This window comes from Chryseobacterium sp. CS2K3 (assembly GCF_059515185.1).
The window spans coordinates 156,185-179,628 of the sequence record NZ_JCAKRW010000008.1 but is presented as its reverse complement, the minus strand read 5'-3'; the positions used below and the strand labels follow the sequence as shown (position 1 = coordinate 179,628).

Annotated in this window: 16 protein-coding genes and 1 riboswitch; of the genes, 14 read left to right on the top strand and 2 right to left on the bottom strand. The window is 36.6% G+C overall.

From position 1 onward, the window contains the following. Nucleotides 1–13 precede the first annotated feature (13 nt). From AC5YGG_RS15080 to AC5YGG_RS15050, 7 genes are all read left to right on the top strand, one after another. A complete protein-coding gene (locus tag AC5YGG_RS15080) occupies nt 14–1,042 on the top strand; it encodes a T9SS type A sorting domain-containing protein (protein WP_496145290.1) in 1,029 nt (342 codons plus the stop codon). 187 nt (nt 1,043–1,229) lie between these two features. Beyond that, nucleotides 1,230–4,064, top strand: a complete 2,835-nt coding sequence (locus AC5YGG_RS15075) for an alpha-amylase family glycosyl hydrolase (RefSeq protein WP_496145289.1) — start codon at nt 1,230–1,232, stop codon at nt 4,062–4,064. Nucleotides 4,065–4,137: 73 nt separating this feature from the next. Next, nucleotides 4,138–4,243, top strand: a riboswitch (SAM riboswitch). Between the two features lie 95 nt (nt 4,244–4,338). Further along, nucleotides 4,339–6,762 (top strand): TonB-dependent receptor plug domain-containing protein, encoded by a 2,424-nt coding sequence (locus AC5YGG_RS15070; protein WP_496145288.1) that lies wholly within the window; start codon nt 4,339–4,341, stop codon nt 6,760–6,762. 7 nt (nt 6,763–6,769) lie between these two features. Continuing rightward, nucleotides 6,770–8,068, top strand: coding sequence for an APC family permease (locus tag AC5YGG_RS15065; protein WP_496145287.1), 1,299 nt, complete (start codon nt 6,770–6,772; stop codon nt 8,066–8,068). Nucleotides 8,069–8,214: 146 nt separating this feature from the next. Then, nucleotides 8,215–9,300: a peptide chain release factor 1 gene (gene prfA, locus AC5YGG_RS15060; protein ID WP_496145286.1), complete on the top strand. Its 1,086-nt coding sequence runs from the start codon at nt 8,215–8,217 to the stop codon at nt 9,298–9,300. Between the two features lie 75 nt (nt 9,301–9,375). Beyond that, on the top strand, nt 9,376–10,041 hold the full coding sequence (locus AC5YGG_RS15055) for a hypothetical protein (protein WP_496145285.1): 666 nt from the start codon (nt 9,376–9,378) through the stop codon (nt 10,039–10,041). Nucleotides 10,042–10,145: 104 nt separating this feature from the next. Continuing rightward, a complete protein-coding gene (locus AC5YGG_RS15050; RefSeq protein WP_496145284.1) occupies nt 10,146–12,248 on the top strand; it encodes a prolyl oligopeptidase family serine peptidase in 2,103 nt (700 codons plus the stop codon). Between the two features lie 111 nt (nt 12,249–12,359). Here AC5YGG_RS15050 and AC5YGG_RS15045 read toward each other — a convergent pair whose 3' ends face one another. Then, nucleotides 12,360–13,136, bottom strand: coding sequence for a T9SS type A sorting domain-containing protein (locus AC5YGG_RS15045; protein ID WP_496145283.1), 777 nt, complete (start codon nt 13,134–13,136; stop codon nt 12,360–12,362). A gap of 211 nt (nt 13,137–13,347) precedes the next feature. Here AC5YGG_RS15045 and scpA point away from each other — a divergent pair, with 211 nt between their 5' ends. After that, nucleotides 13,348–15,477 carry a methylmalonyl-CoA mutase gene (scpA, locus tag AC5YGG_RS15040; protein ID WP_496145282.1) on the top strand — a complete coding sequence of 710 codons (2,130 nt, stop codon included), beginning with the start codon at nt 13,348–13,350 and terminating at the stop codon, nt 15,475–15,477. A gap of 51 nt (nt 15,478–15,528) precedes the next feature. Here scpA and AC5YGG_RS15035 read toward each other — a convergent pair whose 3' ends face one another. After that, nucleotides 15,529–16,371 carry a hypothetical protein gene (locus AC5YGG_RS15035; RefSeq protein ID WP_496145281.1) on the bottom strand — a complete coding sequence of 281 codons (843 nt, stop codon included), beginning with the start codon at nt 16,369–16,371 and terminating at the stop codon, nt 15,529–15,531. Between the two features lie 435 nt (nt 16,372–16,806). On the opposite strand from AC5YGG_RS15035, the gene AC5YGG_RS15030 reads away from it, so the two are divergent. From AC5YGG_RS15030 to AC5YGG_RS15005, 6 genes are all read left to right on the top strand, one after another. Then, nucleotides 16,807–17,541, top strand: a complete 735-nt coding sequence (locus AC5YGG_RS15030) for a hypothetical protein (RefSeq protein ID WP_496145280.1) — start codon at nt 16,807–16,809, stop codon at nt 17,539–17,541. Between the two features lie 26 nt (nt 17,542–17,567). Beyond that, entirely contained in the window at nt 17,568–18,959 is a 1,392-nt protein-coding gene (locus AC5YGG_RS15025; RefSeq protein WP_496145279.1) for an RtcB family protein, read from the top strand. A 112-nt stretch (nt 18,960–19,071) separates the two neighbouring features. Continuing rightward, the gene (locus AC5YGG_RS15020) at nt 19,072–19,617 is read left to right on the top strand and encodes a nucleotidyltransferase domain-containing protein (RefSeq protein ID WP_496145278.1); all 546 of its coding nucleotides are present in this window, start codon (nt 19,072–19,074) and stop codon (nt 19,615–19,617) included. Between the two features lie 2 nt (nt 19,618–19,619). Continuing rightward, nucleotides 19,620–20,318 carry a peptide chain release factor H gene (prfH, locus tag AC5YGG_RS15015; RefSeq protein ID WP_496145277.1) on the top strand — a complete coding sequence of 233 codons (699 nt, stop codon included), beginning with the start codon at nt 19,620–19,622 and terminating at the stop codon, nt 20,316–20,318. After that, nucleotides 20,305–20,811 (top strand): tetratricopeptide repeat protein, encoded by a 507-nt coding sequence (locus AC5YGG_RS15010; RefSeq protein ID WP_496145276.1) that lies wholly within the window; start codon nt 20,305–20,307, stop codon nt 20,809–20,811. The genes prfH and AC5YGG_RS15010 overlap by 14 nt, the downstream gene beginning before the upstream one ends. A gap of 83 nt (nt 20,812–20,894) precedes the next feature. After that, nucleotides 20,895–23,444 (top strand): T9SS-dependent M36 family metallopeptidase, encoded by a 2,550-nt coding sequence (locus tag AC5YGG_RS15005; protein ID WP_496145275.1) that lies wholly within the window; start codon nt 20,895–20,897, stop codon nt 23,442–23,444.

Sequence of the window (23,444 nt, the reverse complement as noted above, 5' to 3'; positions counted from 1 at the left end):
AAAAATAATATTTATGATTGGAGATTTATATTTTGCAGTACGAAAGCTTGGGGTTAGTGTATTACTGACTTTGATGGCAGCAAGTACGATGGAGGCTCAAGAAGTTTGCAATAATACAGATCCGGGAACTAATGCGGGGGATCTGGGATGCGTTTCATTTACATATAATGGACAGCAGGTCACTTATACTACTGTAAGAGCTGCGGATGGAAAAATATGGCTTCAGCAGAATCTTGGAAGTTCGAGAACTGCAGAATCTACCAATGATGAAGAGGCTTATGGCGATCTTTTTCAATGGGGAAGATGGGATGACGGGCATCAATTAAGAAATTCTGCTACTGGATCGGTACCTTCTGTAAATAAACCGGATGGGCTTCAAGGATCTAGCGAGTATATTACAGGCGGTTGGTGGTCATCCAACGGAAGTGGAGATAAATGGGCAGGAACAAATCTGGCGGATGTTACAGAAACTGAATCTATTGATCCGTGCAAGACAATTGGACCAAATTGGGCATTACCTTCTCAGGCAGATTGGGAAAGTATTGTTCCTTTAGAAAGTATATCTTCAATTACAAAAGCTTATGAAGGTCGTTTGAAATTACCAATGGGCGGATACCGCAGCTCAGGCGGAGCACTTACTTTTGTTGGGCAAAGAGGATATTTTTGGAGTTCAGGTACAGCAATAAGTGGCGGAAAATATTTGTATATAGGAACTCTATCTGTTAATCCATCAGCCGGAGGTCCGAGAGGTCAGGGAGCATCCGTGAGATGTGTCAAAACAGAAGCTGGATTGGGAACAACAGACCTTGCCTTTAGCCGTAAAAGTGTTGAAGTATACCCTAATCCTACAAAAGGAATTTTGATGCTTAAAACAGATGCCGTGATACAGAGAGTAAAGGTTGTAAATGCCATAGGGCAAACAATGGAAGCAGATTTCTCAGATCGTCAAATTAATATGAACGGGCTGGCTCAAGGGTTATATTGGGTAGAAATACAATTAAAGAATGGAGAGGCTGTTCTTAAGAAAATTATGAAAAACTAATTTTTTTAAGGAAGCAATAAATATAACTGACGTTTTTTCGTTAGGTACAATAGTTCATTACAATTACTTTTATTATAAAGGCTCATGGATTCATTCATGGGTCTTTTTTATGTGAAAATGCTTATGGAATGAATAAAAATAAGTGTTTTCAAAGAAAATTAATATTATATTCGATAAAAATAATGACATGAAAAATTTTTATTCTATTGTTTTTCTGTTTGTAGGACTGTTTGTTTTCGGGCAGATTAATTATACAATTTCACCCAACCCATTCAATGAAACGGATGCCATTACGCTTACGGTTCCCGGAGATCAGATTGATGAAACTGCCTGGGGAGTTTCCAATAATTCAATCTACATTTGGTCCTGGTCTTATGATGCCAACTATCAAAATAGTCAGGATTGTCTTACCAACGGAAGCTGGGATAATTCCAATGAACTGAATAAACTTAATTATAATGCAGGAACAGATACCTATTCTCTCACATTTACACCAACTGCTTTTTTCGGAAGAACCGGAATTGGAAGATTTGGATTTCTATTAAAAGATAAAACAGGTGCACATCAGACTTCACCGAATGTTTATGTGAATGTTGGCGTTCTGAATCTTACCTTAACCAATCCTGCTGCGAATAGTATTACTTCTGTACCAGCGGGTAATTCAATCAATATTACAGCAACCACGAATGTAAATGCTACATATCAGCTTAAAGCGAACGGAGCCGTTGTGAATTCAACGTCTACACCGTCTCAATCTTATTCTTATAACTACACGGTAACGCAGGATACAACTATGGAACTTATTGCAACAGAAGATGCAAGCTCAAAGAAGGCGGCATTCCTATTGCAGGTGCCCAGAAATGTGGTTGCTGAGGCAATTCCAAACTGGATAAAGCAAGGAATAAATTATAATTCTAGCGATCAGACAAAAGTAGGGCTTGCGTTATATGCTCCCCATAAAAACTTTGTACATGTTATAGGAAGCTTCAATAACTGGGCGGTGAATGATGCCTATTTAATGAAAAGAGATACAGCCAATCCTGATCTGTATTGGATAGAATTGAATGGATTAACGCCACAGCAATTGTATACATTTCAATACAGAACGAATGACTTAAAAAAAGTAGCTGATCCTTATTCACCTCAGATTTTATCTTCATATGATGATCCTTGGATTTCTGCTTCTACTTGTCCTAATCTTCCGGCTTTTCCGGCAGGACAGGATTTTGAGGTTTCTACATTCAAGACAGGACAAGCTGTTTACAACTGGCAGGTAACTAATTTTCAGCGACCTGCAAAAGAAGATCTTATCATATATGAATTGTTGTTAAGAGATTTTACTCAGGAAAAAAACTGGCAGTCTTTAATTGACAAGATCAATTATTTAAAGAATTTAAAAATCAATGCCATTGAGCTCCTTCCAATCATGGAATTTGATGGAAATCTTTCCTGGGGATACAATACTTCCTTCCATTATGCCTTAGATAAAGCTTATGGTACTCCGGAAAAATTCAAAGAATTTGTAGATCTGTGTCATCAGAACGGAATTGCCGTCATTCTGGATGTTGCATTTAATCATGCAACAGGTCGTTCACCATTGGTAAGGCTTTGGAATATAGATCCTGATGGCGATGGTTATGGAGATGTTGCGGCAAATAATCCTTATTTCAATCAGGTTCCAAAACATTCCTATAACGTATTTAATGATTTTAACCATTCCAGTCCTTCAACTCAATATTACGTTGAAAGATGTCTTCAGCAATGGCTGACAGAATATCGTATTGATGGTTTCCGTTGGGATTTAACAAAAGGATTTACTCAAAACTGCTCTGAGAACGATGAAAACTGTACCAATGCTTATCAGCAGGACAGAGTGGATATTATGAAACATTATGCAGACAGACAATGGACAATTGATCCTAATTCTTACATAATATTTGAACATCTTGGAACAGATGCCGAAGAACAACAATGGGCAAATTATAGAGCTGCAGAAGGCAAAGGTGTTATGCTTTGGAATAAACAAACTGAGCCTTACAATCAAAATACAATGGGGTATAAGGAAAACAGCAGCTATGACCGCATGAATCATTCTCTTCACGGCTTTACCAATATGCGGGCAGTAGGATACGGAGAGAGTCATGATGAAGAAAGATTAATGTTTAAAAACCTTGCTTACGGTGCTGTTAACGGAAGCTACAACGTGAAAAACCTTACTACAGCTCTGGAAAGAATGAAGACCTTTGGAGCCACATTTTTCACGATTCCCGGACCGAAAATGATCTGGCAGTTTGGAGAGCTGGGCTATGAGTTCAGTATTAACAGATGTGCCAACGGAACTATTGATAATAGCTGCAGAACAGACGAAAAGCCTATTGCTTTTACATTAGGATATGATAATGATGTCAATAGAAAAGCTGTGTATAATACCTGGGCAAAAATTATCGATATAAGAAATACTTATCAGATATTTAAATCCAAGACATACAGTATAGAATCCAATAACCTTATGAATGATCCTAATGGATTGATCACACGAATTTATCTGTATGATGCTTCTATCAATGGGATGAAGAATGTTGTAGTACTTGCCAATTATTCCACATCAGTGCAAAATGTTGTTGCTTACTTCCCTTATACCGGACAATGGCAAAATTTAATGGATAATACGATCAATAATATTACCAATACAACAGCTTCCATTACTTTACAGCCGGGAGAATTCCGAATTTTCGGGAACTACGAAGGATCTTTATCTGTTTCAGATGTAAATGCAGCAAATAAACTGTCTCTTCAGATCGGAGAAAACCCTGTGAAAAATGGGTTGGCAAAATTAATTTTTAATAAAGTCAAAAATGGTGAAATTATCATCTTCGATATGAATGGTAAAAAGCTCGATTCATTTAGGCTGGATAAAGAAAACGGTATCCATGAGCTGAAAGTTAATTATCCGGCAGGAACTTATCTTGTTCATCTGAAATCAGAAACAGGAATGGCAATTCAAAAGATGATTGTAAAATAAATACAAAGGCAAATTTGCAGATGAGCAGATTTGCCTTTTTGCATATTGAAAAAATTAGTCTACCTTTGCACTAGATTTATCAAGAAAGGTGGAGGGATTTGGCCCAATGAAACCTTAGCAACCTGCATGATTCCAGAAATGTAAAGGTGCTAATTCCAACCCGATGGGGGAGATAAGTGAAGTCAATATTCTTATATGAATTCCATTTCTTGATGTCTTGTGTGTATCTGCAGAATGATCTGTGGAGAAATAGTATTAATTGGCAAGAATAAAGATGAAAAAATTAAGCACAGCTGTATTACTGCTTGGGACAATTTTGGTCGCAGCCCAGGAGCAGGAGGAAAAAGGAAATCAGATCGAAGACATTGTCATCGTAGGAAACCGTAACGTTAAAAGAACAAAACTGGAAACACCGGTTCCGGTAGATGTTATCAATATCGATAAAATTCAAAGATCTTCCCCACAAATGACAGCTCAGGACCTTTTGAACTATGTGGTTCCGTCATTTAATTCCGTAAGACAATCCGCTTCTGATGGTACAGAACACATTGATCCTGTAAGTTTGAGAGGAATGGGACCTGATCAGGTTTTAGTTTTGCTTAATGGAAAAAGAAGGCATACAACTTCATTGGTAAACTATCAGAATACAGTTGGAAATGGTTCTGTAGGAACAGATTTAAGTACAATTCCGATCATTGCCATTGAAAAAATAGAAGTTTTAAGAGACGGAGCTGCCGCACAATATGGATCAGATGCCATTGCAGGAGTTATTAATATTATTCTTAAAAAGAACGCCGGAGCCTCTGCAAGTTTGACCTACGGATTGAGTGGGAGAAATGACGGAGATACTTATCAGGCAGGTGTAAACTATGGAACCTCTCTTGGTAAAAATGATGGTTTTATCAACCTTTCATTACAATTAAGCCACAGAGGTAAAACAACGAGAACCCAAAATCATGATCTTGATATTTTCGGGAAAAATTTTGCCTATGAATTTGCTGATAATCCGGATGTAGCGAGAGAACAGGATGATCTTATGCTGAAAAAAGAAGGACTGACAAGAGATGATTTTAATTTTCAGATCGGAGATGCACAGATCAGGCAGGGACAGTTATTTTTCAATTCAGAATATCCTTTGAATGATAATCTTAAATTCTATTCCTTTGGTGGATTCAGTATCAAAGAAGGAAAAGGATATGGCTTCAGAAGGCTGCCAAGTGAAGATTTTAATATAGTTAAAGAAATTTATCCATACGGTTTTCAGGCAGTATTGGGATCTCAGATCTATGATATTTCTTACGCTGTTGGGGCAAAATATAATGTAAATAACTGGCTGATTGATCTCAGCAATACATTTGGAAGCAATACCTTCAAATATAATGTAAGCAATACTAATAACGCATCCTTAGGCATAAAATCACCAACGAGTTTTTATGCCGGATCGCACAGTTTCCTACAAAATACAGTCAATCTTGATGTTGCTAAAAATATAAAGAACTTCAATATTGGATTCGGAGGAGAATTCAGATTTGAGCAATATCAGATTAAAGCCGGAGATGAAGCCTCATATGCGCAATATGATATTGACGGAAACATTGCTGTGGACGGCTCTCAGGTTATCGGAGCAGGTGGTTCACAATCATTCATCGGTTTTTCACCTGCAAATGCATTGAAGAAAGACAGACATTCCACAGCAGTATACGCAGACATTTCCTATGATCTGGATAAAAAGCTGAGTATAGATCTGGCTGGAAGATTTGAAAACTATTCAGACTTTGGAAATACTTTGAACGGAAAATTAGCTTTAAGATATGAGTTTGTAAAAAATTATGCAGTAAGAGCGGCGGTAGGGACAGGATTCAGAGCGCCTTCGCTTCAACAGCAGTATTTTAATAACTCTTACGCAGATATTTCCACAAGCGGTTTAAAGATCGTTACCAAAGGAATTTTTAGAAATGACAGCCAGGCAGCACGCGATCTTAATTTTGATAAACTAAAACAGGAAACATCGGTGAATACCAGCGCAGGATTTACCTTCAAGCCTTTAAATAATCTATTTATTACCATAGATGGATATTGGATCAGGGTAAAAGACAGAATTGTCATTACCAGTAATATTACCGATGAAAGGCTGGCAAATTATGGAGTGAAAAGCGGTAGATTTTTTGCCAACGCAATTGATACAGAAACCAAAGGAATAGAAGTGGTTGCAACTTACGACTGGAAGCTGGGAGGCGGAAATTTAAATATAAACCTTGCCGGAAACTATACAGAAACAAAAATTACAGGCTTTCATTTTCCTGAAAAGATAGATACCCCAAGGGACGAATATTTCGGTCCGGATCAGATAAATATTATTGAGACACTTTCTCCAAAAACAAAAGCTTCCTTAGGCTTAAATTACGGTATCGGAAGATTCAATTTTCTCATAAGAAATACCTATTTTGGTAAAGTCATAAGAGACGGTTTTCCTTTCGGGGTCGTTCAGGAGTTTTCTCCAAAGGTAGTTACTGACGTAAGTGTAGGATATAACCTTACTAAAAATATCAACCTTACGGTAGGAGCCAATAACGTATTCGATGTTTTTCCGGATCTTCAGACCTATAAAAATTCATACTATGGAGTATTCAAATATGCGCCCGTTCAGATGGGAACATTGGGAAGCTATTTCTTTGGAAGGCTTAATTTTAATTTTTAATCAGTAAATGAGTACTTCTTCACATCAGATTGGCTGGAAGACAGCTGCTGCCATCGTCGTTTCCAATATGATAGGAACCGGGATATTTACAACGCTCGGGTTTCAGTTATCCGATATTACCAATACCTATAGTATTTTCCTGTTATGGATTATTGGCGGGATTCTCGCCTTGTTCGGAGCTTTCTGCTATGCCGAATTAGGCTCACATTTTAAAGGAAATGGCGGAGATTTTATTTACCTTAAAGAAACTTATCATCCTTTATTCGGATATCTCATAAGCTGGATTTCCCTGATCATCGGTTTTTCTTCACCTGTGGCACTGGCTGCACTTGCAATGTCCAAATATCTTTCCGTATTTGATTATTCCTTCGGGAACGGTTTCGCAATTGCAGCTATATTTTTAGTTGCAATAACTTTGTCTTTTAGCTTAAAAACGTCAAGCCGGTTTCATAACTTCTTTACCTTCATTAAAATAGCCTTCATTATCGTATTGGTTATTCTTGGGGTTGGATTATCAGACGATCCACAAATTGGAAATAGTCTGAACTTTAGTGACAGCTGGCAGAACGAAATCATGCTTCCTGCCTTTGCTACTTCACTGGTTTTTGTTACGTATTCCTATACTGGCTGGAATTCCGCATCGTATATTGCAGGAGAAATAAAAGATGTTCAGCAGAATCTTCCCAAATCCCTGATCATAGGAACTGTTTTTGTAACCGTGAGTTATATTCTTGTCAATTATATTATGCTGAAACACGCTCCGGTAAGTCAATTAGCAGGAAAAGAAGATGTAATGGGTGAAGCGGCGGTGAATATGCTGGGACTTTCCTTTGGGAAAATTGTTAATATTTTCATCGCATTACAGCTTATTGCAACTATCAGTGGCTATCTATGGGTGGGTTCAAGGCTTACACAGGCTTTTGCAAAAGATACCCGTATTTGGAAACCGCTTTCAGCAGGAAATAAAAAAGGAATTCCGGTAAGGGCTATCTTTGCTCATGCAGTGATTGCCACAATCATTATTTTAACAGGAAGTTTCAAGGAGATTTTTGTCTACACGGCCTTTATCCTTCAGTTATTTGCAAGTCTGGCAATTTCAACGGTTTATTTTCTTAAAAAGAAAGACCGTAAAATATTTAAATCCAATGCATTTTACATATTTCCGACTGTTTTTTTACTGTTCAGTATTTACATCCTTTACTTTACATTCATCCATAATCCTAAAGAAAGTATGATCGGATTGGGAATAATTGCAGTAGGGCTCATTTTATATTGGGTAGACAGAAGACTTTCCAAGGACGTTTAGAGTAAAAATGATGTATATAAAATACAGACAGGTAAATTCACAAACCAGCCTTTTTACTATTTTGTCCCTTTATCCTTCATGCTCAAAAATTTATACTTTAATTTTGAATTAATAATTCTTATCTTTGCACCCACAAAAATTCCACAATGTCTAAATCATTAATTCCAAAATTAGAAGCTATAAAACAAAGATATAATGAGGTTGCAGACCTTATTATACAGCCTGATGTCATTTCAGACCAAAAAAGATATTCTTCTTTGAACAAAGAATATAGTGATTTGGGAAAAATTGTAAGAGTTTACGATCAGTACAAAGGTGCATTGGATAGCATCGAAGAATCTGACGAAATTATTGCTGACGGTTCAGACAGAGATCTTGTAGATCTTGCTAAAGAAGAAAAACTGGAAGCACAATCAAAAATTCCCGGATTGGAAGAAGAGTTAAAAGTTCTTTTAATTCCTAAAGATCCTGCTGATGACAAAAACGTTATCGTAGAATTACGTGCCGGAACAGGAGGTGATGAAGCTGCAATCTTCGTAGAAGATGTGTATAGAATGTATACCATGTATTTCAAAACAAAAGGCTGGAGACATGAAGTGACCGATTCCAATGAAGCTGCAAAAGGATATAAGGAATTGATCATGAAAGTAGAAGGTGAAGGCGTATATGGAATCATGAAATTCGAATCAGGAGTTCACCGTGTACAGCGTGTACCTGAAACAGAATCTCAGGGTAGAGTTCACACATCAGCAATTACCATTGCTGTTTTACCGGAAGCAGAGGAAGTAGATTTCGAATTGAATCCTGCTGATATTGAAATGCAGACATCGCGTTCAGGAGGTGCCGGAGGTCAGAACGTAAACAAGGTTGAAACCAAAGTACAGTTGACGCACAAACCTTCAGGATTAGTAGTAGTTTGTCAGCAAGCTCGTTCTCAGCTAGCAAACCGTGAATTGGCAATGGAAATGCTAAGAACAAAACTTTACGATATCGAATTACAAAAAGTACAGGGAGATATCGCTGCACAACGTAAATCTATGGTTTCCACAGGTGACCGTTCTGCAAAGATCAAAACATACAACTATCCTCAGGGAAGAGTAACAGATCACAGAATCAACAAATCTATGTACAATCTGGATGCTTATATGAATGGAGATATTGCTGAAATGATCGATGCCGTAATCATGGCAGAGAACGCAGAAAAAATGAAAGGAGAAGAAGAAAACTACTAAAGTTTTAAAATAAAAAATAGAAACCTCTGATTTTTTCAGAGGTTTTTGTTTTAATCACCAGTAATTAATTAAACTATGAAAAACTACAAAATTATTTTCGTGCTGTTGCTTACCATCATGGGGCAATACGTTTCTGCACAGACAGAAGTAAAGAAACCTAAAGAAGTTTTTGAACTGTTCTTCGGAACTTTTCTGAACAATGATGAGCCAACACGCTTAAAGCTTAATGATTATCTTAGACCCACTGTAGAAGGAAAAGATGCTTTTGAAGTAAACTTTAAAGAAAATACAGATGATATGATTAAAACAAGCGCAGACAGCTTTTTATCCATATTTCCTAAAGCTGCAGCCACAGCATGTCAAAAAGAGGCAGAAGACTATTTCAAAGCCGTATTTGCCAATTTCCGAAATGGTAAGCTGAACATCAAGAAAATCAATGTTGAGCCTAACGAATATGTAGAAGGACAGAAAATTGCAAAGGTAGAATATACCGTAAGCTTTAAAGTTCCTGCCAATCCTACTCCTGAACCCAAAACAGATCCTAAAAAGATAAAAGCAGACGAGCTGAAAAAGTTCCTGAACCAAATGATTCAGGATTTTACTACTGCAGATAAAACAATTACTACAGACCAGGAATTCAGCTTATACGAATTGAAAGAAGGAGATAAAATATACTACTGGAACGGTGGTCCGGATGAAATTGTTACCAATCTTACCGACTTCTATTTCGACAGTTTCTAAGTAATGAACTGCTGATTAATAGCTGTTTAAAAAATAAAAGTTCCGAATTCTCGGGACTTTTTTTATTTCACATACTTTATGTATTTTTGATAAAACCGTTCACTATGAATTTTAAACCTATATTATTAACTGCTGGAGTTCTGTTTTCAGCATCATTTTATTCTCAAACAATGAATTATCCAAAAGCATTAAAGGGAAGCCAGACTGATACTTATTTTGGAACTGCTGTTGCTGATCCGTACAGAGATCTTGAAAACGATTCCGATGCTACTAAAAAGTGGGTAGATGAAGAAGTAGCTTACAGCCAGAATTATTTGTCTAAAATTCCATTCAGAGATAAAATCAGAAATCAATTGAAAGATATCTGGAATTATGAGAAAATTTCAGCACCATTCAAAGAAGGAGATTATACATATTATTCTAAAAATGATGGGTTGCAGGCACAATCTGTATTATACAGAACAAACAATAAGACCAAAGCAACAGAAGTATTTTTAGACCCGAATAAATTCTCGGACAAAGGAACCACTTCATTGTCTAACCTTTCTTTCAACAAAAAAGGAAACCTTGCAGCATATTCTATCTCAGAAGGAGGAAGTGACTGGAATAAGATCATCATCATTGATGCTGTTACCAAAAAACAAATCGACGAAACATTACTTGATGTAAAATTCAGCGGAATTTCTTGGCAGGGAGACGAAGGATTCTATTACTCAAGCTATGACAAACCAAAAGAAGGAACCGTTCTTTCCGGGATGACAGATAAGCATAAGGTTTATTTTCACAAATTAGGAACAAAACAATCTGAAGATAAACTGATTTTCGGAGGAGAAAAAACGCCTAGAAGATACCTTGGAGCGCACGTTTCAGATGATCAGAGATATCTTATTATTTCTGCGGCTAATGCTACCAACGGAAATGAAATATATATCAAAGACCTTAAAAAAGGCGGTGATTTTGTTCAGATTACAAAAGGATTTGACGTCAATGCAAATATCGTAGATACACAAGGAGATGATCTTTTCATTTTTACAGATAAAGATGCTCCGAATATGCGTCTTGTAAAAACAACAATCAGCAACCCGGCTCCTGAAACATGGAAAGATGTTATTCCACAAACAGAAAACGTATTGGGAATCTCTACAGGGGGCGGATATTTCTTTGCTACCTATATGATTGACGCTATTGATCAGGTAAAGCAGTTTGATAAAACAGGAAAACTGATTAGAGAAATTGTACTTCCAGGAAAAGGAAACGTTGGCGGATTTGGCGGAAAAGAAAAAGAGAAAGATATTTACTACTCTTTCAGCAACTATATTACGCCGGGAACTACATACAAATTCAATGTAGATTCAGGAAAATCAGAAGTATACCAAAAACCGAAAGTGAAATTCAATCCGGATGATTACGTTTCAGAACAGGTATTCTATACTTCAAAAGACGGTACAAAAGTTCCTATGATGATCAATTATAAAAAAGGAACTAAGCTTGACGGTAAAAACCCAACAATTCTATACTCTTACGGAGGTTTTAACATCAGCTTACAGCCATCTTTCTCAGTAGTAAACGCTATCTGGATGGAAAACGGCGGAATCTATGCCGTTCCAAACATCCGTGGAGGAGGTGAATACGGTAAAAAATGGCATGATGCAGGAACAAAAATGCAGAAGAAAAACGTTTTTGATGACTTTATCGCGGCAGGAGAATATCTACAGAGCAAAGGTTATACTTCAAAAGAATATATGGCACTTTCCGGAAGATCAAATGGTGGTTTATTGGTAGGAGCAACAATGACTTTACGTCCAGACCTTGCAAGAGTGGCTTTCCCTGGAGTTGGAGTATTGGATATGTTAAGATATAACAAATTTACAGCCGGTGCAGGGTGGTCTTATGACTACGGAACAGCAGAAGACAACAAGGATATGTTTGAATACCTGAAATCATACTCTCCTGTACACAACGTAAAAACAAAAACTTGTTATCCTTCAACAATGATTATTACAAGTGATCATGATGACAGAGTAGTTCCGGCTCACTCATTCAAATTTGGAGCAGAACTTCAGGAAAAGCAAGGATGTAAAAACCCAATCCTTCTAAGAATCGAAAAGAATGCAGGTCACGGTGCCGGAAGATCTACAGATCAGGTAATCGGAGAAAATGCAGACCTTTTATCATTCGCATTATATGAAATGGGAGTGAAACTTTAATTCATAAAGAATAAAATCACTCTGGTCCAAAAAGCAGAACGATATCAAATTCTATAAAGTAAAAACCCCGGATGACATTCATCCGGGGTTTTATTTATTATTGCTAATTGTTTAGTTCTTCATAAACTTAGAGCTTAAATCGCCAATCTTATAAACATATATTCCCTTTGGAAGATTTTCTACATCAATAGAAATCTTACCTTCTGAAGCTGAAAAAGACTTGTTAACAAGTAATTTTCCGGTTACATCAAAAACCTCAATTTTATTTGCTCCGTTTCCGGGATTCATCACATTCAAAATTTTGTTAGTAGGAATCGGGAATGCAGATAATTTACTGCCAGCCTGAATTTCTTTTGCCGCTAAAACTGTTGAGGGTAATCCATAAACATCCGTTAATGGAATACTGCTGATATTGAAAGCTGTCGCACCACGAACAGTTAACTTATTGGTGTTTGTTGTAGCATCATGAAAAACGTGAAATTCTCCTCCGTAGAATGTATTGGGATTCGTATGAAAATCTTTGATTAGTGTTCCATCTTCATTGATTAATAATAGCTTATAGTAATTTTGTGTGTCATTAAAAACGCTTACCATAAATTCAAATTTACTATCAGTATTAAAGATATTTTTTGAGATTGAAAATTCTTCACCATAAAAATCTGACCTGTTAAAAGTAGCCGGCATTGGAATATTCACTGTTTTATAAAGTGAATAGTCTGAATTAAAAATTTTCAGTTTGTGATCAGTGGTCTTAGAAATATAAAATGTTTCTGTAGAAGTAGAATAAACAAAAGTATCTTCATTAGAGAACGAATGTTCAAGAGTTAATTGCGCAAAAGCAAAGTTTGCAGCCATCAAGGCTACAGCAGAAAATAATAATTTTTTCATGGTTTTAATTTTTAAATTTGAAGTGGCAAAGATACTGAAACTTATATTGAAAATACAATTTATAGTTCTATTAATTATCTTTTTGATGAGGTTTTTAAACAGAATTTAATATAAAAAGATTATAATTTAAAATGCAGATAATCACGAGGTTATTAATACTTATTCATTATTCTAAAAATGCTTAAATTTAGCATCTAATAAATCCGTAAATATGAGAAGAGAAGTTCAGAATAAAACTCCTCAATTTAATATAACTGAAAAAATAACTGAAATCTATCCTTTCGAAAAAGATGGACTCCAGTTGAAATCTTCCTATAAAAAAGAAGATGTTAAAAATGAATCTTTAACGGAAACCTCTCCGGGAATTGTCCCTTATTTAAGAGGACCGTATTCTACAATGTATGTTCAGAAACCCTGGACGATTCGTCAATACGCAGGGTTCTCCACAGCTGAAGAATCCAATGCTTTTTACAGAAGAAATCTTGCTGCAGGACAAAAAGGACTTTCAGTAGCTTTTGACCTTGCTACACACAGAGGATATGATTCTGACCATGCAAGGGTAGTAGGAGACGTAGGAAAAGCTGGTGTGGCAATCGATTCCGTGGAAGATATGAAGATCCTTTTCAACGAAATTCCGCTGGATCAGATTTCCGTTTCCATGACGATGAATGGAGCTGTGCTTCCGATTTTGTCTTTCTACATCGTAGCTGCAGAAGAACAGGGAGTAAAGCAGGAATTGCTTTCAGGAACTATCCAGAACGATATTCTGAAAGAATTCATGGTAAGAAACACTTATATTTATCCGCCTACACCTTCTATGAAGATTATTGCGGATATCTTTGAATATACTTCGAAGAACATTCCGAAATTCAACTCTATTTCGATTTCAGGATATCATATGCAGGAAGCAGGAGCTACTCCGGTACTGGAAATGGCTTACACTTTGGCAGACGGTCTTGAATACGTAAGAACCGGGATCAAAGCAGGAATGAATGTAGATGATTTTGCCCCACGTTTATCATTCTTCTGGGCAATCGGGATGAATCACTTCATGGAAATTGCCAAAATGCGTGCAGCAAGATATATCTGGGCAAACCTTTTAAAACAATTTAATCCTCAGAATCCAAAATCATTAGCATTAAGAACCCATTCGCAAACCTCGGGATGGTCTTTAACTGAGCAGGAGCCTTTCAACAATATTACCAGAACAGCTATTGAAGCATTATCTTCAGCATTGGGAGGTACACAGTCTCTCCACACCAATGCATTGGATGAAGCTATTGCCCTTCCTACCGATTATTCAGCTAAAATTGCAAGAAATACACAGATTATTCTTCAGCAGGAAAGCGGGATATGTGATGTTGTAGATCCTATGGGAGGAAGTAATCTTGTGGAAAGCCTTACCCAGCAGATGATTGAGGAAGCGATGAAGTACATTGATGAAGTAGAGCAGGAAGGAGGAATGACCAAAGCAATCGAAGCAGGAATCCCAAAAATGAGAATTGAGGAAGCTGCCGCTAAAAAACAAGCTAAGATTGATAGTGGCGAAGAATTCATCATTGGAGTAAACTCATTCAAATCATCACTAAAACAAGATGCGATAGAAATTCTTGACATCGATAATACCGAAGTTCGCAGAAAGCAGATCGAAAGACTAAATAATATTAAAGCAGAAAGAAATCCGGAAGCTGTAACAGAAATCTTAAACGAGATCCGCGAAAGCGCTAAAAACGGAAAAGGAAATCTGCTTGCCCTTTGCATCGAAGCTGCAAGAAGAAGAGTTACCCTTGGTGAAATGAGTGATGCCATGGAGGAAACCTTTGGAAGATATAAAGCAAACATTAAAACAATCTCTGGAGTATATGCAATGAATGCCGGTAAAAATGAATACTTTGAAAAAGCCCTGAACCTGACTCAGAAATTTGAAGAAGAAGAAGGACGCCGCCCAAGAATTATGGTCGCTAAAATGGGACAGGACGGTCACGACAGAGGAGCAAAAGTAGTAGCTACAGCATTTGCTGATATGGGATTTGACGTCGATGTAGCACCATTATTTCAGACACCGGAAGAAGTAGCGAAGCAGGCAGTAGAAAACGATATTCATATTTTGGGTGTATCTTCATTGGCTGCTGGGCATAAGACATTAGTTCCTCAGGTTGTAGAAGAACTGGAGAAGCTGGGAGCAGATGATGTTACCATTGTTGTAGGAGGTGTAATTCCACAACAGGATTATGAATTCCTTTATGCCAACGGAGCAGACTTTATTTTCGGTCCGGGAACCAACCTTCCGAAATGTGCCGTAGAAATTTTAGAAAAGTTATTAGCACAATCTTCTGACTAATAATTGGATATATTATAAATAAGGCTGTTTCAACTGAAACAGCCTTTTATTTTACTTTTTCTGAACGATTTTACCATCATCCATAATCTGGTAATGAACCTTGGTTGTCTTTTGACTATTCCCGTCAGTCTTATGATCTGTTGTCACAGTGATTTCTCCTGTTTTATTAATTTCATAACTACTGAACTCTTCTTTCTTATCATCACTTCCGGGATTAAACCAAATCCCATCTACATAAGCTTCGCCAACAATACTGTTATTCAGTACAGTAAGCAGATAGTAGCGGTAATCAAAATCTCCGCAATCCATAGGTACAAGAATTAGTTCAATATTCTTATATCGGGTTAAAGGAAAATATCTGAAATTTGGTTCTCCACAGCTGTACTTTTCTGAACCTTCCACCGCAAAATCTGTTTCTATAAATTTTATATCTACCTGAGGAAGGCTTTCAATAGGTAGGCTATAAAGCCCTGTTTTCAATAAAGATTCCGTTGGGGCAGGCGTATCTTTACTTTTTCTCCACTCTTCAAGAGAAATATCTTCTCCAGACACAGGATCTGAAATAGTCAGGATATTACACTCATTACTTGAAGCATGGAAAATATGATAAGTTTCAAAACGGTCTGGACCGTTATACCCTACAGAAATAGAATACTCCCAGCCGTTATTCGTTTTTGTACTGTCCACAAGAAAACCGATTTTACCTTTTCCCTGCGTCTCTGAATCCAGAAACTTAGCCTGATTTTTTATTTCCTCCAGATCCATAATTTTTTCCATAAAATGAGGCGAAAAACAGCCTTTCTCCAATACTTTTACCTCCTCCTTTTTTACAGGCTCTTCTTTCTTACATCCTATAAAAAACAGTAGAAGTAAGGCAAATAAAAATCTATACATAAAACTCTTTTTTCACAAAAATAAGACTTAAATAATTGAAGAATAAAAAAATAATTCTATATTTGCACCTGAAAATCAAGTTTAACCATTTAAAAACAACGAAGCAATGTTCAGAACAAATCAGAATTCTACAGTTGGATTACCCCTTATGGTGGTAAGGCTTCGCGGTTTGGTACACTCTTAGAAAAATAGTAAAATACAATATCAAAACCCGAAGTCGTAGAGATTTCGGGTTTTTTATTGCGCAATATTTCAAACTCACGTTTCCCCGAAATCTTTTAAGTGTTATTAAGAACAAAATAGGTTGAGGTTTGCCTCAAAACTATACCAGTTCATCATTATTAATCCACTCAACTAATATTTTAGTTGATTAAGAAAATAGCCTAAGAGCAAATCCGGTATTTCGGGTCTTGCATCTGGTATCCTGTGTCTTACATGGAAAATGATAACCTTCTGTTTTACCGGCTAAGAAGTCTGAGAAGCAGAAAAAGAACAATAAAAAAAGATGTAGAAAAACAGATAAGAAAAAAGTATAAACGTAGTAAGGAAGTCTGGAACATAAGAAAAAATATTCCATTGATTCCTTTGGAAAATCCCTACCAATTAGGATTCGTAAGGTTCTTTGTAGTAAGGGATGATGTTATGAGGAGTAGCGATGGAGAGTTCTTTGAAGAGCTTTTAAAGAAAATCAATACTTACATGTATTCCGGAAGCCGCCAGTTTTTAAAAAAGAAAAGAAAATTTGGACGAAGAATATATGTAGAAAGAGAGCAAAAACTTAAGCGTATTTCTTCATTTTCCTGGAGCTGTCCGAAATTTGGACTTACCCCTAGAGAAAGGCTGTATTTTATAAAAAAAGAAGAATACTGTCCCTTTCGGAAACGCTATGACACTTATTACGAATTTACTGAACCGTGGCGATATATTCTGAGGACAAGACCTCATATGATTACCCATCAAAAACCAATAGATGCCGAGCTTGAGAAAGAGCAGGCAGAACTGGATGAATATTTGGGACAGCATAAAATTGTAGGAATTCTTCAGAAAAAAATGCACGGAAAATCTAATCCATGGAAAATGGAATATGAAACAGATCTTATCAAAAGCAGGAAATACTTTACCTGCACAATGTCTGCAACAGAGATTGCAGAATGTTTTCAGGACTTGTAGTTCTGATGATTTTTAAAACAAAAACAATGGGAAATTTAAAACTAAAAGGAAAAGATATATTAAAACTGGGCTATCCAAATAATCAAAGTGTAAACGTTGCTTTGGAGGTCATGAAAAGAAATTTTGCAACCAAAAACATTCATTATGTAAAATCTCTTTTAAAAGAAATCCTGGTTCATCCGGAGAACTTTGAGAAAGACCTTACTTTCGGACAGATTGCAGAAACTTTGCTTTCATCCAAAAAAACAGAAAAAAGAATGCTGAACTCTCAGCGCGCAGGTTTTCAGATCTTCGGGAATAATATTTCAGAAGAAGCAAAAAATCAGCTGTACACAGCTTTGAAACTGCCAATTTCTACCCAAGGCGCATTGATGCCTGACGCACACAGCGGTTATGGACTTCCGATTGGAGGCGTTTTGGCTGTAGAAAATGCCGTAATTCCTTACGGAGTAGGAATGGACATCGGCTGTAGAATGAGTCTTAGTATTTTGGATACTCCCGTTTCATATCTGAACGGAGCAAGAGATAAATATGAAAAAGCTCTTGCCGAACATACAAAATTTGGGATGTATGAAACTCATAAATCTCATATTGACCATGAAATCTTCGATAGGGACACATTTGACTTAATCCCGATTCTTCGAAGATTAAAAGGTAAAGCCATTAAACAAATGGGATCCTCAGGAGGCGGAAATCACTTTGTAGAATTCGGAGAAGTAGAAATTACAGAAGAAGATGAACAGATCGGTTTACCAAAAGGAAAATATCTGGGAATCCTTTCTCATAGCGGCTCAAGAGGGCTGGGAGCTGAGATTGCTCAGTACTATTCAAGAGTAGCAGTTGATCAATGCCCGTTACCTAAAGAAGCACAACAGTTTGCATGGTTGGATTTAAGTACACATCTCGGCTTGGAATACTGGACAGCCATGAATCTTGCGGGAGACTATGCATCGGCATGTCATGATGATATTCACAGAAGACTGGTAAAAGCCGTAGGCGGAAGAGTAAAAGCTAGAATTGAGAACCATCACAATTTTGCATGGAAGGAAACTCACTATGGCAAAGAAGTAATTGTTCACAGAAAAGGAGCTACCCCAGCCAATGAAAATGAACTGGGAATGATTCCCGGATCTATGACGGCAAAAGGATTTATCGTCCGTGGAAAAGGAAATCCAGATTCTTTGAATTCAGCTTCACATGGGGCAGGAAGAGCTCACTCAAGAGGAGAATGCAGAAGTCTTTTTACTCAGAATGATATTAAAAAAGAATTGAAGCTAAAAGATGTTACACTGATGGGTGGAAATACAGAAGAAGCCCCAATGGCATATAAAGATATTCATGAAGTAATGAATGCGCAAAGTGAATTGGTAGACATTCTGGGAACATTTCAACCAAGAATTGTGAGAATGGACAAATAAATGGCTATTCATTAAAACGAAATGTTTTGTGCTGATATCCAAACCTTATAGGTTTTCAAAACCTATAAGGTTTAATAAAGATAGAGCATGAACAATTATTAAAAACAAAAAAATGGGAGCACCTCATAATATAAAAAGATACGGAGAAGTCTGGTCTGAACGCAGAATTCAGTTGGGACTTGAAGTTTTAGAAAAAATAAAGAATAAAGTCATTATATCAGGAGGATGGGCATGGCATTTTATGTCTGAAAAAGGACATACAGAATATAAACACGCCCATGATCATAAGGATATAGATGTCTTTGTAAGGAAAGAAAATGTAGCTGAAGTTGTGACAATCCTTTTACAGGACGGATTTCAGAAAGTATGGACCCGTTACGATCATTTGCCAAGTAAAGAAAATTTCAGGCGATATGAAAAAACAGTAGAATCAGAAGATGAAAAGTTTCATAGAATCACGATTGATTTTTTTGAAAGGAATGATCTTGAGACAGTGGAAACCAATGGGTTTACTGTGGTAAGACCAGATGTTCTGCTTTCATTCTACAGGAATATTCATTCCAGTGACAAATGCTGGGCGGTAACAGCTGCAAAAGAATTATTGGAAAAGGGTATAACCCCCATTGGTAAACCTTTATTAAGCAAAATACCAAAATAACAATGGAAAAATTAATACAGATAACTTCTGGAAGAGGTCCTTTAGAATGCCAGTGGGTTGTATCCAAGGTATTGAAAACCTTTCTTGAAGAAACAAAAGATAATAATATAGATTACGAAATCATTCACCGTGAAAATGGCGATGTAAATATGACCGTAAAATCAGTAAGTATACTCTTAAAAGGAAAGAATATCAAAGAATTTCTGGAGACCTGGCAGGGAAGCATCTGCTGGGAAGGGAAAAGTACTTTCAGAAAACTACACAAGAGGAATAAATGGTTTATTGGCATATTCGAATTAGAAAATTTTGAGACCATTGACTTCAATGAAAAAGACATCAGGTTTCAGACAACAAGAAGTCAGGGAAGTGGTGGGCAGAATGTTAATAAAGTAAATACAGCCGTTCGCGCTACTCACATCCCTACAAATGAATCCGTATTTGTACAGGATACAAGATCGCAACTGAATAATAAAAAGCTCTCTATTATCAGATTAAAAGAAAAAGTGTTGAGCACTTATATTCAGCAATTGGAAAACAGAATAAAAGAAACATGGAACCAGCATTTACAGGTAGAGCGAGGCAATCCGATCCGTACATTTTTAGGAACTGATTTTAAGAATATTCATCAGGATAAATCCTTTAAGAAAAAGAGAAATAACCTTAAAAACGAATTAAAAAATTACTGCAATGACCTTAACTAAAAATAAATACTATTTCGAAGCGCTGGACTATTTCCCTTACAATATGTCCGAATGCCTGGATGCTTTGAACTATGCACTTTCCTATGAACCGGAAGATGCAGACAGCCTATGCCTTATGGGAAGAGTGTATGCAGAGGTGTTAAAAGATTATGAAACAGGGAAAAAATACTTTGAAGAAGCAATGCAAAGTAATATAGCGAATGTCAATACACCCAAATTTTATATTGAATGTCTTTTAAGCAATGAAGATTACGAAGAAGCAGAAAAACTTATTGAATACGCTTTAAAAATAAAAGGAATTGATAAAGCGGAAATTCTAAACTGTAAATCACTTTTATTCGAAAGGAAAGGAGATCATAAAAAGGCTTTAGAAATACTCAAGGAAGCAAGAACCTTTAGCTATTGCAGAAGTACACTTGATATTCTGGAAGACAGAGAAAAACTGGTTCAGGAGAAAATGCCTGAAAATAATCAAACAGAGAAGGCTGAATAAGTCTTCTTTTTTTTTGTATATGCTTGTAAATCTATTCGTTATTATGTTTTTTTATTTATATTTTTATACATAAAAACTATCCCATGAACACAAAATTAGGTCTATTATCAGTATCAATGGCTGTATTTTTTTTCTCGAATCCTGTTAAAGCACAGAATACTTTAGATGTTATTAAAGAATATTACCAAAAACAGGAGGTATTGACTCAAAAGAATAGCAGTAGCGATAAAAGCGGAATTATTATTTTAAATGAAGATAATTCCAAGAGTTTGGGTGTAAATATTGTAAATATACAGCAGACCTTTAATGGGATAAGAGTATATAATGCATTAGGAAAAGTACTCATCAAAGAAGGTAAAATACTTTCTGAAAAAAATGCTTTCAGCAGAAACATTACGATTGCCGGATTAAAACAGCCTAAAACTCAGTTTTCAGAAGAAATTGTAAAACAGAGACTCGGGTTGAAAGAAGTAATGAATATCACTTACCTTCCTGATATATACTTTGAAAATAACGGGTTATTTATTCTTGCCAAAGAGATGATGGTTAAAGATAAAAGATCTTCGGATGTATGGCATGTAGTTGCAGAAGCAGAAACAGGAGAAATCTTACAGAAAACAAATCAAACGCATTACTGTAATTTTAGTAATAGCTCTGATAATGACCTAATAAAGCCGGTTTTAGAACCATTGTCATCTGTTGAGATCAATAAAGACAAAACGTTATCCCCTTCAGCAGCCTCCTATAATGTCTTTCCTTTACCCCTTGAGGCTCCGTCATTTGGTGCCCGGTCAATCGTTAATAACCCCTGGGACCAAACCGCATCCCCTGAAGGATGGCATTCTGACGGCACAAATAATTATACTAATACACGAGGGAATAATGCTTATGCTTATTCAGATCAGGATAATACAGATACTCCGGGATATTCCCCTGATGGCGGAAGCAGTCTTAATTTTAATTTTCCCTTCGCTGATGGACGGAATGAGAATCCTATGGCTTACCGAGATGCCGCAATTACAAATCTGTTTTATATGAATAATAAGTTGCATGATATCTTCTATAGATTTGGATTTACAGAAACAGCAAGGAACTTTCAGACCAATAATTTCGGGAAAGGAGGAATAGGGAATGATGCAGTAAGAGCGGAAGCTTTCGATGGAAGTGGTCTTAATAATGCATTTTTTAATTCCGGATACGAAATGATGGTGAACGGAACTCCTATTTCTGAGGCTCCAAGAATGCAGATGTATCTTTGGGACAGAATAGAAACCGCCAATGATCCTATTATAAGATATCAGTATAATTCTCCGGCATCAATGGTCAATAGACCTAAAGCGATAACGGCAGGAGCTGATTTTGGATCTCTTCTATTAAGCGGGCAGGCTGTAACAGGTGATGTAATGCTTTCTATCCCTGATGATGCATGCAGCCCTTTGGTCGCAGGAAGTATGAACGGCAAGATAGGATTTGCAAAAAGAGGAACATGTACCTACGCAAGCAAAGTAAAACGAATGGAGGAGGCAGGAGCTATTGGAGCAATTATTTATAATCCCTTAAGTGTAATTCCATTTACAATGCCCAATGATAATACAGCAGGACCTATCAATATTCCCTCCATTATGATGGGAAAAGTAGAAGGAGAAAATCTGATGAATCAGCTAAATTCTGGAGTAACGGTAAATGCTACCTTAAACTTTGATTATAAAGGTTTTAAACACTCAAGCTTGGATAACGGAATTGTCACCCATGAATTTGGACATGGTATTTCAGACAGATTGACGGGACAGGGATATAACTGCCTTAATTCTGCTGAACAGATGGGAGAAGGCTGGTCAGATTATTTCGCTTTATTACTTACAGCAAGACCAGGTGATACTTCAGGTATGGCAAGAGGATTAGGAACTTACATGAATGCAGAACCCACCACAGGAGGAGGCATAAGAATGGCAAAATATTCTCCGGATTTTAGTGTAAACAATTATACCTATGCAAAAACTAATGAAGCTTTTAACTCTCATGAAATAGGTTTTGTTTGGGCTACCATGCTATGGGATCTTACCTGGAAGTATATTGAGAAATATGGATATAACAGTGATGTCATTGCCAATACAACTTCAGGAAATGCAAGAGTTTTACAAATTATAATGGATGGTCTGAAATTACAACCCTGTAATCCATCCTTTATAGATGGAAGAAATGCTATTCTTGAAGCAGATGCTATAGGAAATGCAGGAGCAGACCAATGTATGATATGGAACACATTTGCGAAAAGAGGTCTTGGACTAGGAGCCTCTGCAGGAGCTGGTCATCTTAGTGATGATCAGGTAGAAGATTTTACGGTACCTCAGGAATGTATTGTTTCTTTAGTTTCCAAAAACGCTAAAGAAGAAAGAAAATTTATAGTATTCCCTAATCCGACTTATGACGAGTTTTTTGTAGGAAATACAGATTATTCTTCTAAGGAAATAATGATAAGAGTATTTGATATATATGGTAAGCTTGTATTTTCAGATTCCAGAGATTCTGTTTCAAAAAAGGCAATTTCTACAAAAGGATTTGTAAAAGGAATTTATATGGTACATATTCAGCAGGGTGATAAAGTACAAACAGAAAAACTGATTGTAAGATAA

Bases quoted from the DNA above. Each gene is read 5' to 3' on its own strand.
- AC5YGG_RS15005 (WP_496145275.1), top strand. From the start codon at position 20,895: ATGAACACAAAATTAGGTCTATTATCAGTATCAATGGCTGTATTTTTT.
- AC5YGG_RS15050 (WP_496145284.1), top strand. From the start codon at position 10,146: ATGAATTTTAAACCTATATTATTAACTGCTGGAGTTCTGTTTTCAGCA.
- AC5YGG_RS15035 (WP_496145281.1), bottom strand. From the start codon at position 16,371: ATGTATAGATTTTTATTTGCCTTACTTCTACTGTTTTTTATAGGATGT.
- AC5YGG_RS15080 (WP_496145290.1), top strand. From the start codon at position 14: ATGATTGGAGATTTATATTTTGCAGTACGAAAGCTTGGGGTTAGTGTA.
- AC5YGG_RS15045 (WP_496145283.1), bottom strand. From the start codon at position 13,136: ATGAAAAAATTATTATTTTCTGCTGTAGCCTTGATGGCTGCAAACTTT.
- AC5YGG_RS15055 (WP_496145285.1), top strand. From the start codon at position 9,376: ATGAAAAACTACAAAATTATTTTCGTGCTGTTGCTTACCATCATGGGG.
- AC5YGG_RS15075 (WP_496145289.1), top strand. From the start codon at position 1,230: ATGAAAAATTTTTATTCTATTGTTTTTCTGTTTGTAGGACTGTTTGTT.
- prfA (WP_496145286.1), top strand. From the start codon at position 8,215: ATGTCTAAATCATTAATTCCAAAATTAGAAGCTATAAAACAAAGATAT.
- AC5YGG_RS15010 (WP_496145276.1), top strand. From the start codon at position 20,305: ATGACCTTAACTAAAAATAAATACTATTTCGAAGCGCTGGACTATTTC.
- AC5YGG_RS15065 (WP_496145287.1), top strand. From the start codon at position 6,770: ATGAGTACTTCTTCACATCAGATTGGCTGGAAGACAGCTGCTGCCATC.
- AC5YGG_RS15025 (WP_496145279.1), top strand. From the start codon at position 17,568: ATGGGAAATTTAAAACTAAAAGGAAAAGATATATTAAAACTGGGCTAT.
- AC5YGG_RS15070 (WP_496145288.1), top strand. From the start codon at position 4,339: ATGAAAAAATTAAGCACAGCTGTATTACTGCTTGGGACAATTTTGGTC.
- scpA (WP_496145282.1), top strand. From the start codon at position 13,348: ATGAGAAGAGAAGTTCAGAATAAAACTCCTCAATTTAATATAACTGAA.
- AC5YGG_RS15020 (WP_496145278.1), top strand. From the start codon at position 19,072: ATGGGAGCACCTCATAATATAAAAAGATACGGAGAAGTCTGGTCTGAA.
- prfH (WP_496145277.1), top strand. From the start codon at position 19,620: ATGGAAAAATTAATACAGATAACTTCTGGAAGAGGTCCTTTAGAATGC.
- AC5YGG_RS15030 (WP_496145280.1), top strand. From the start codon at position 16,807: ATGGAAAATGATAACCTTCTGTTTTACCGGCTAAGAAGTCTGAGAAGC.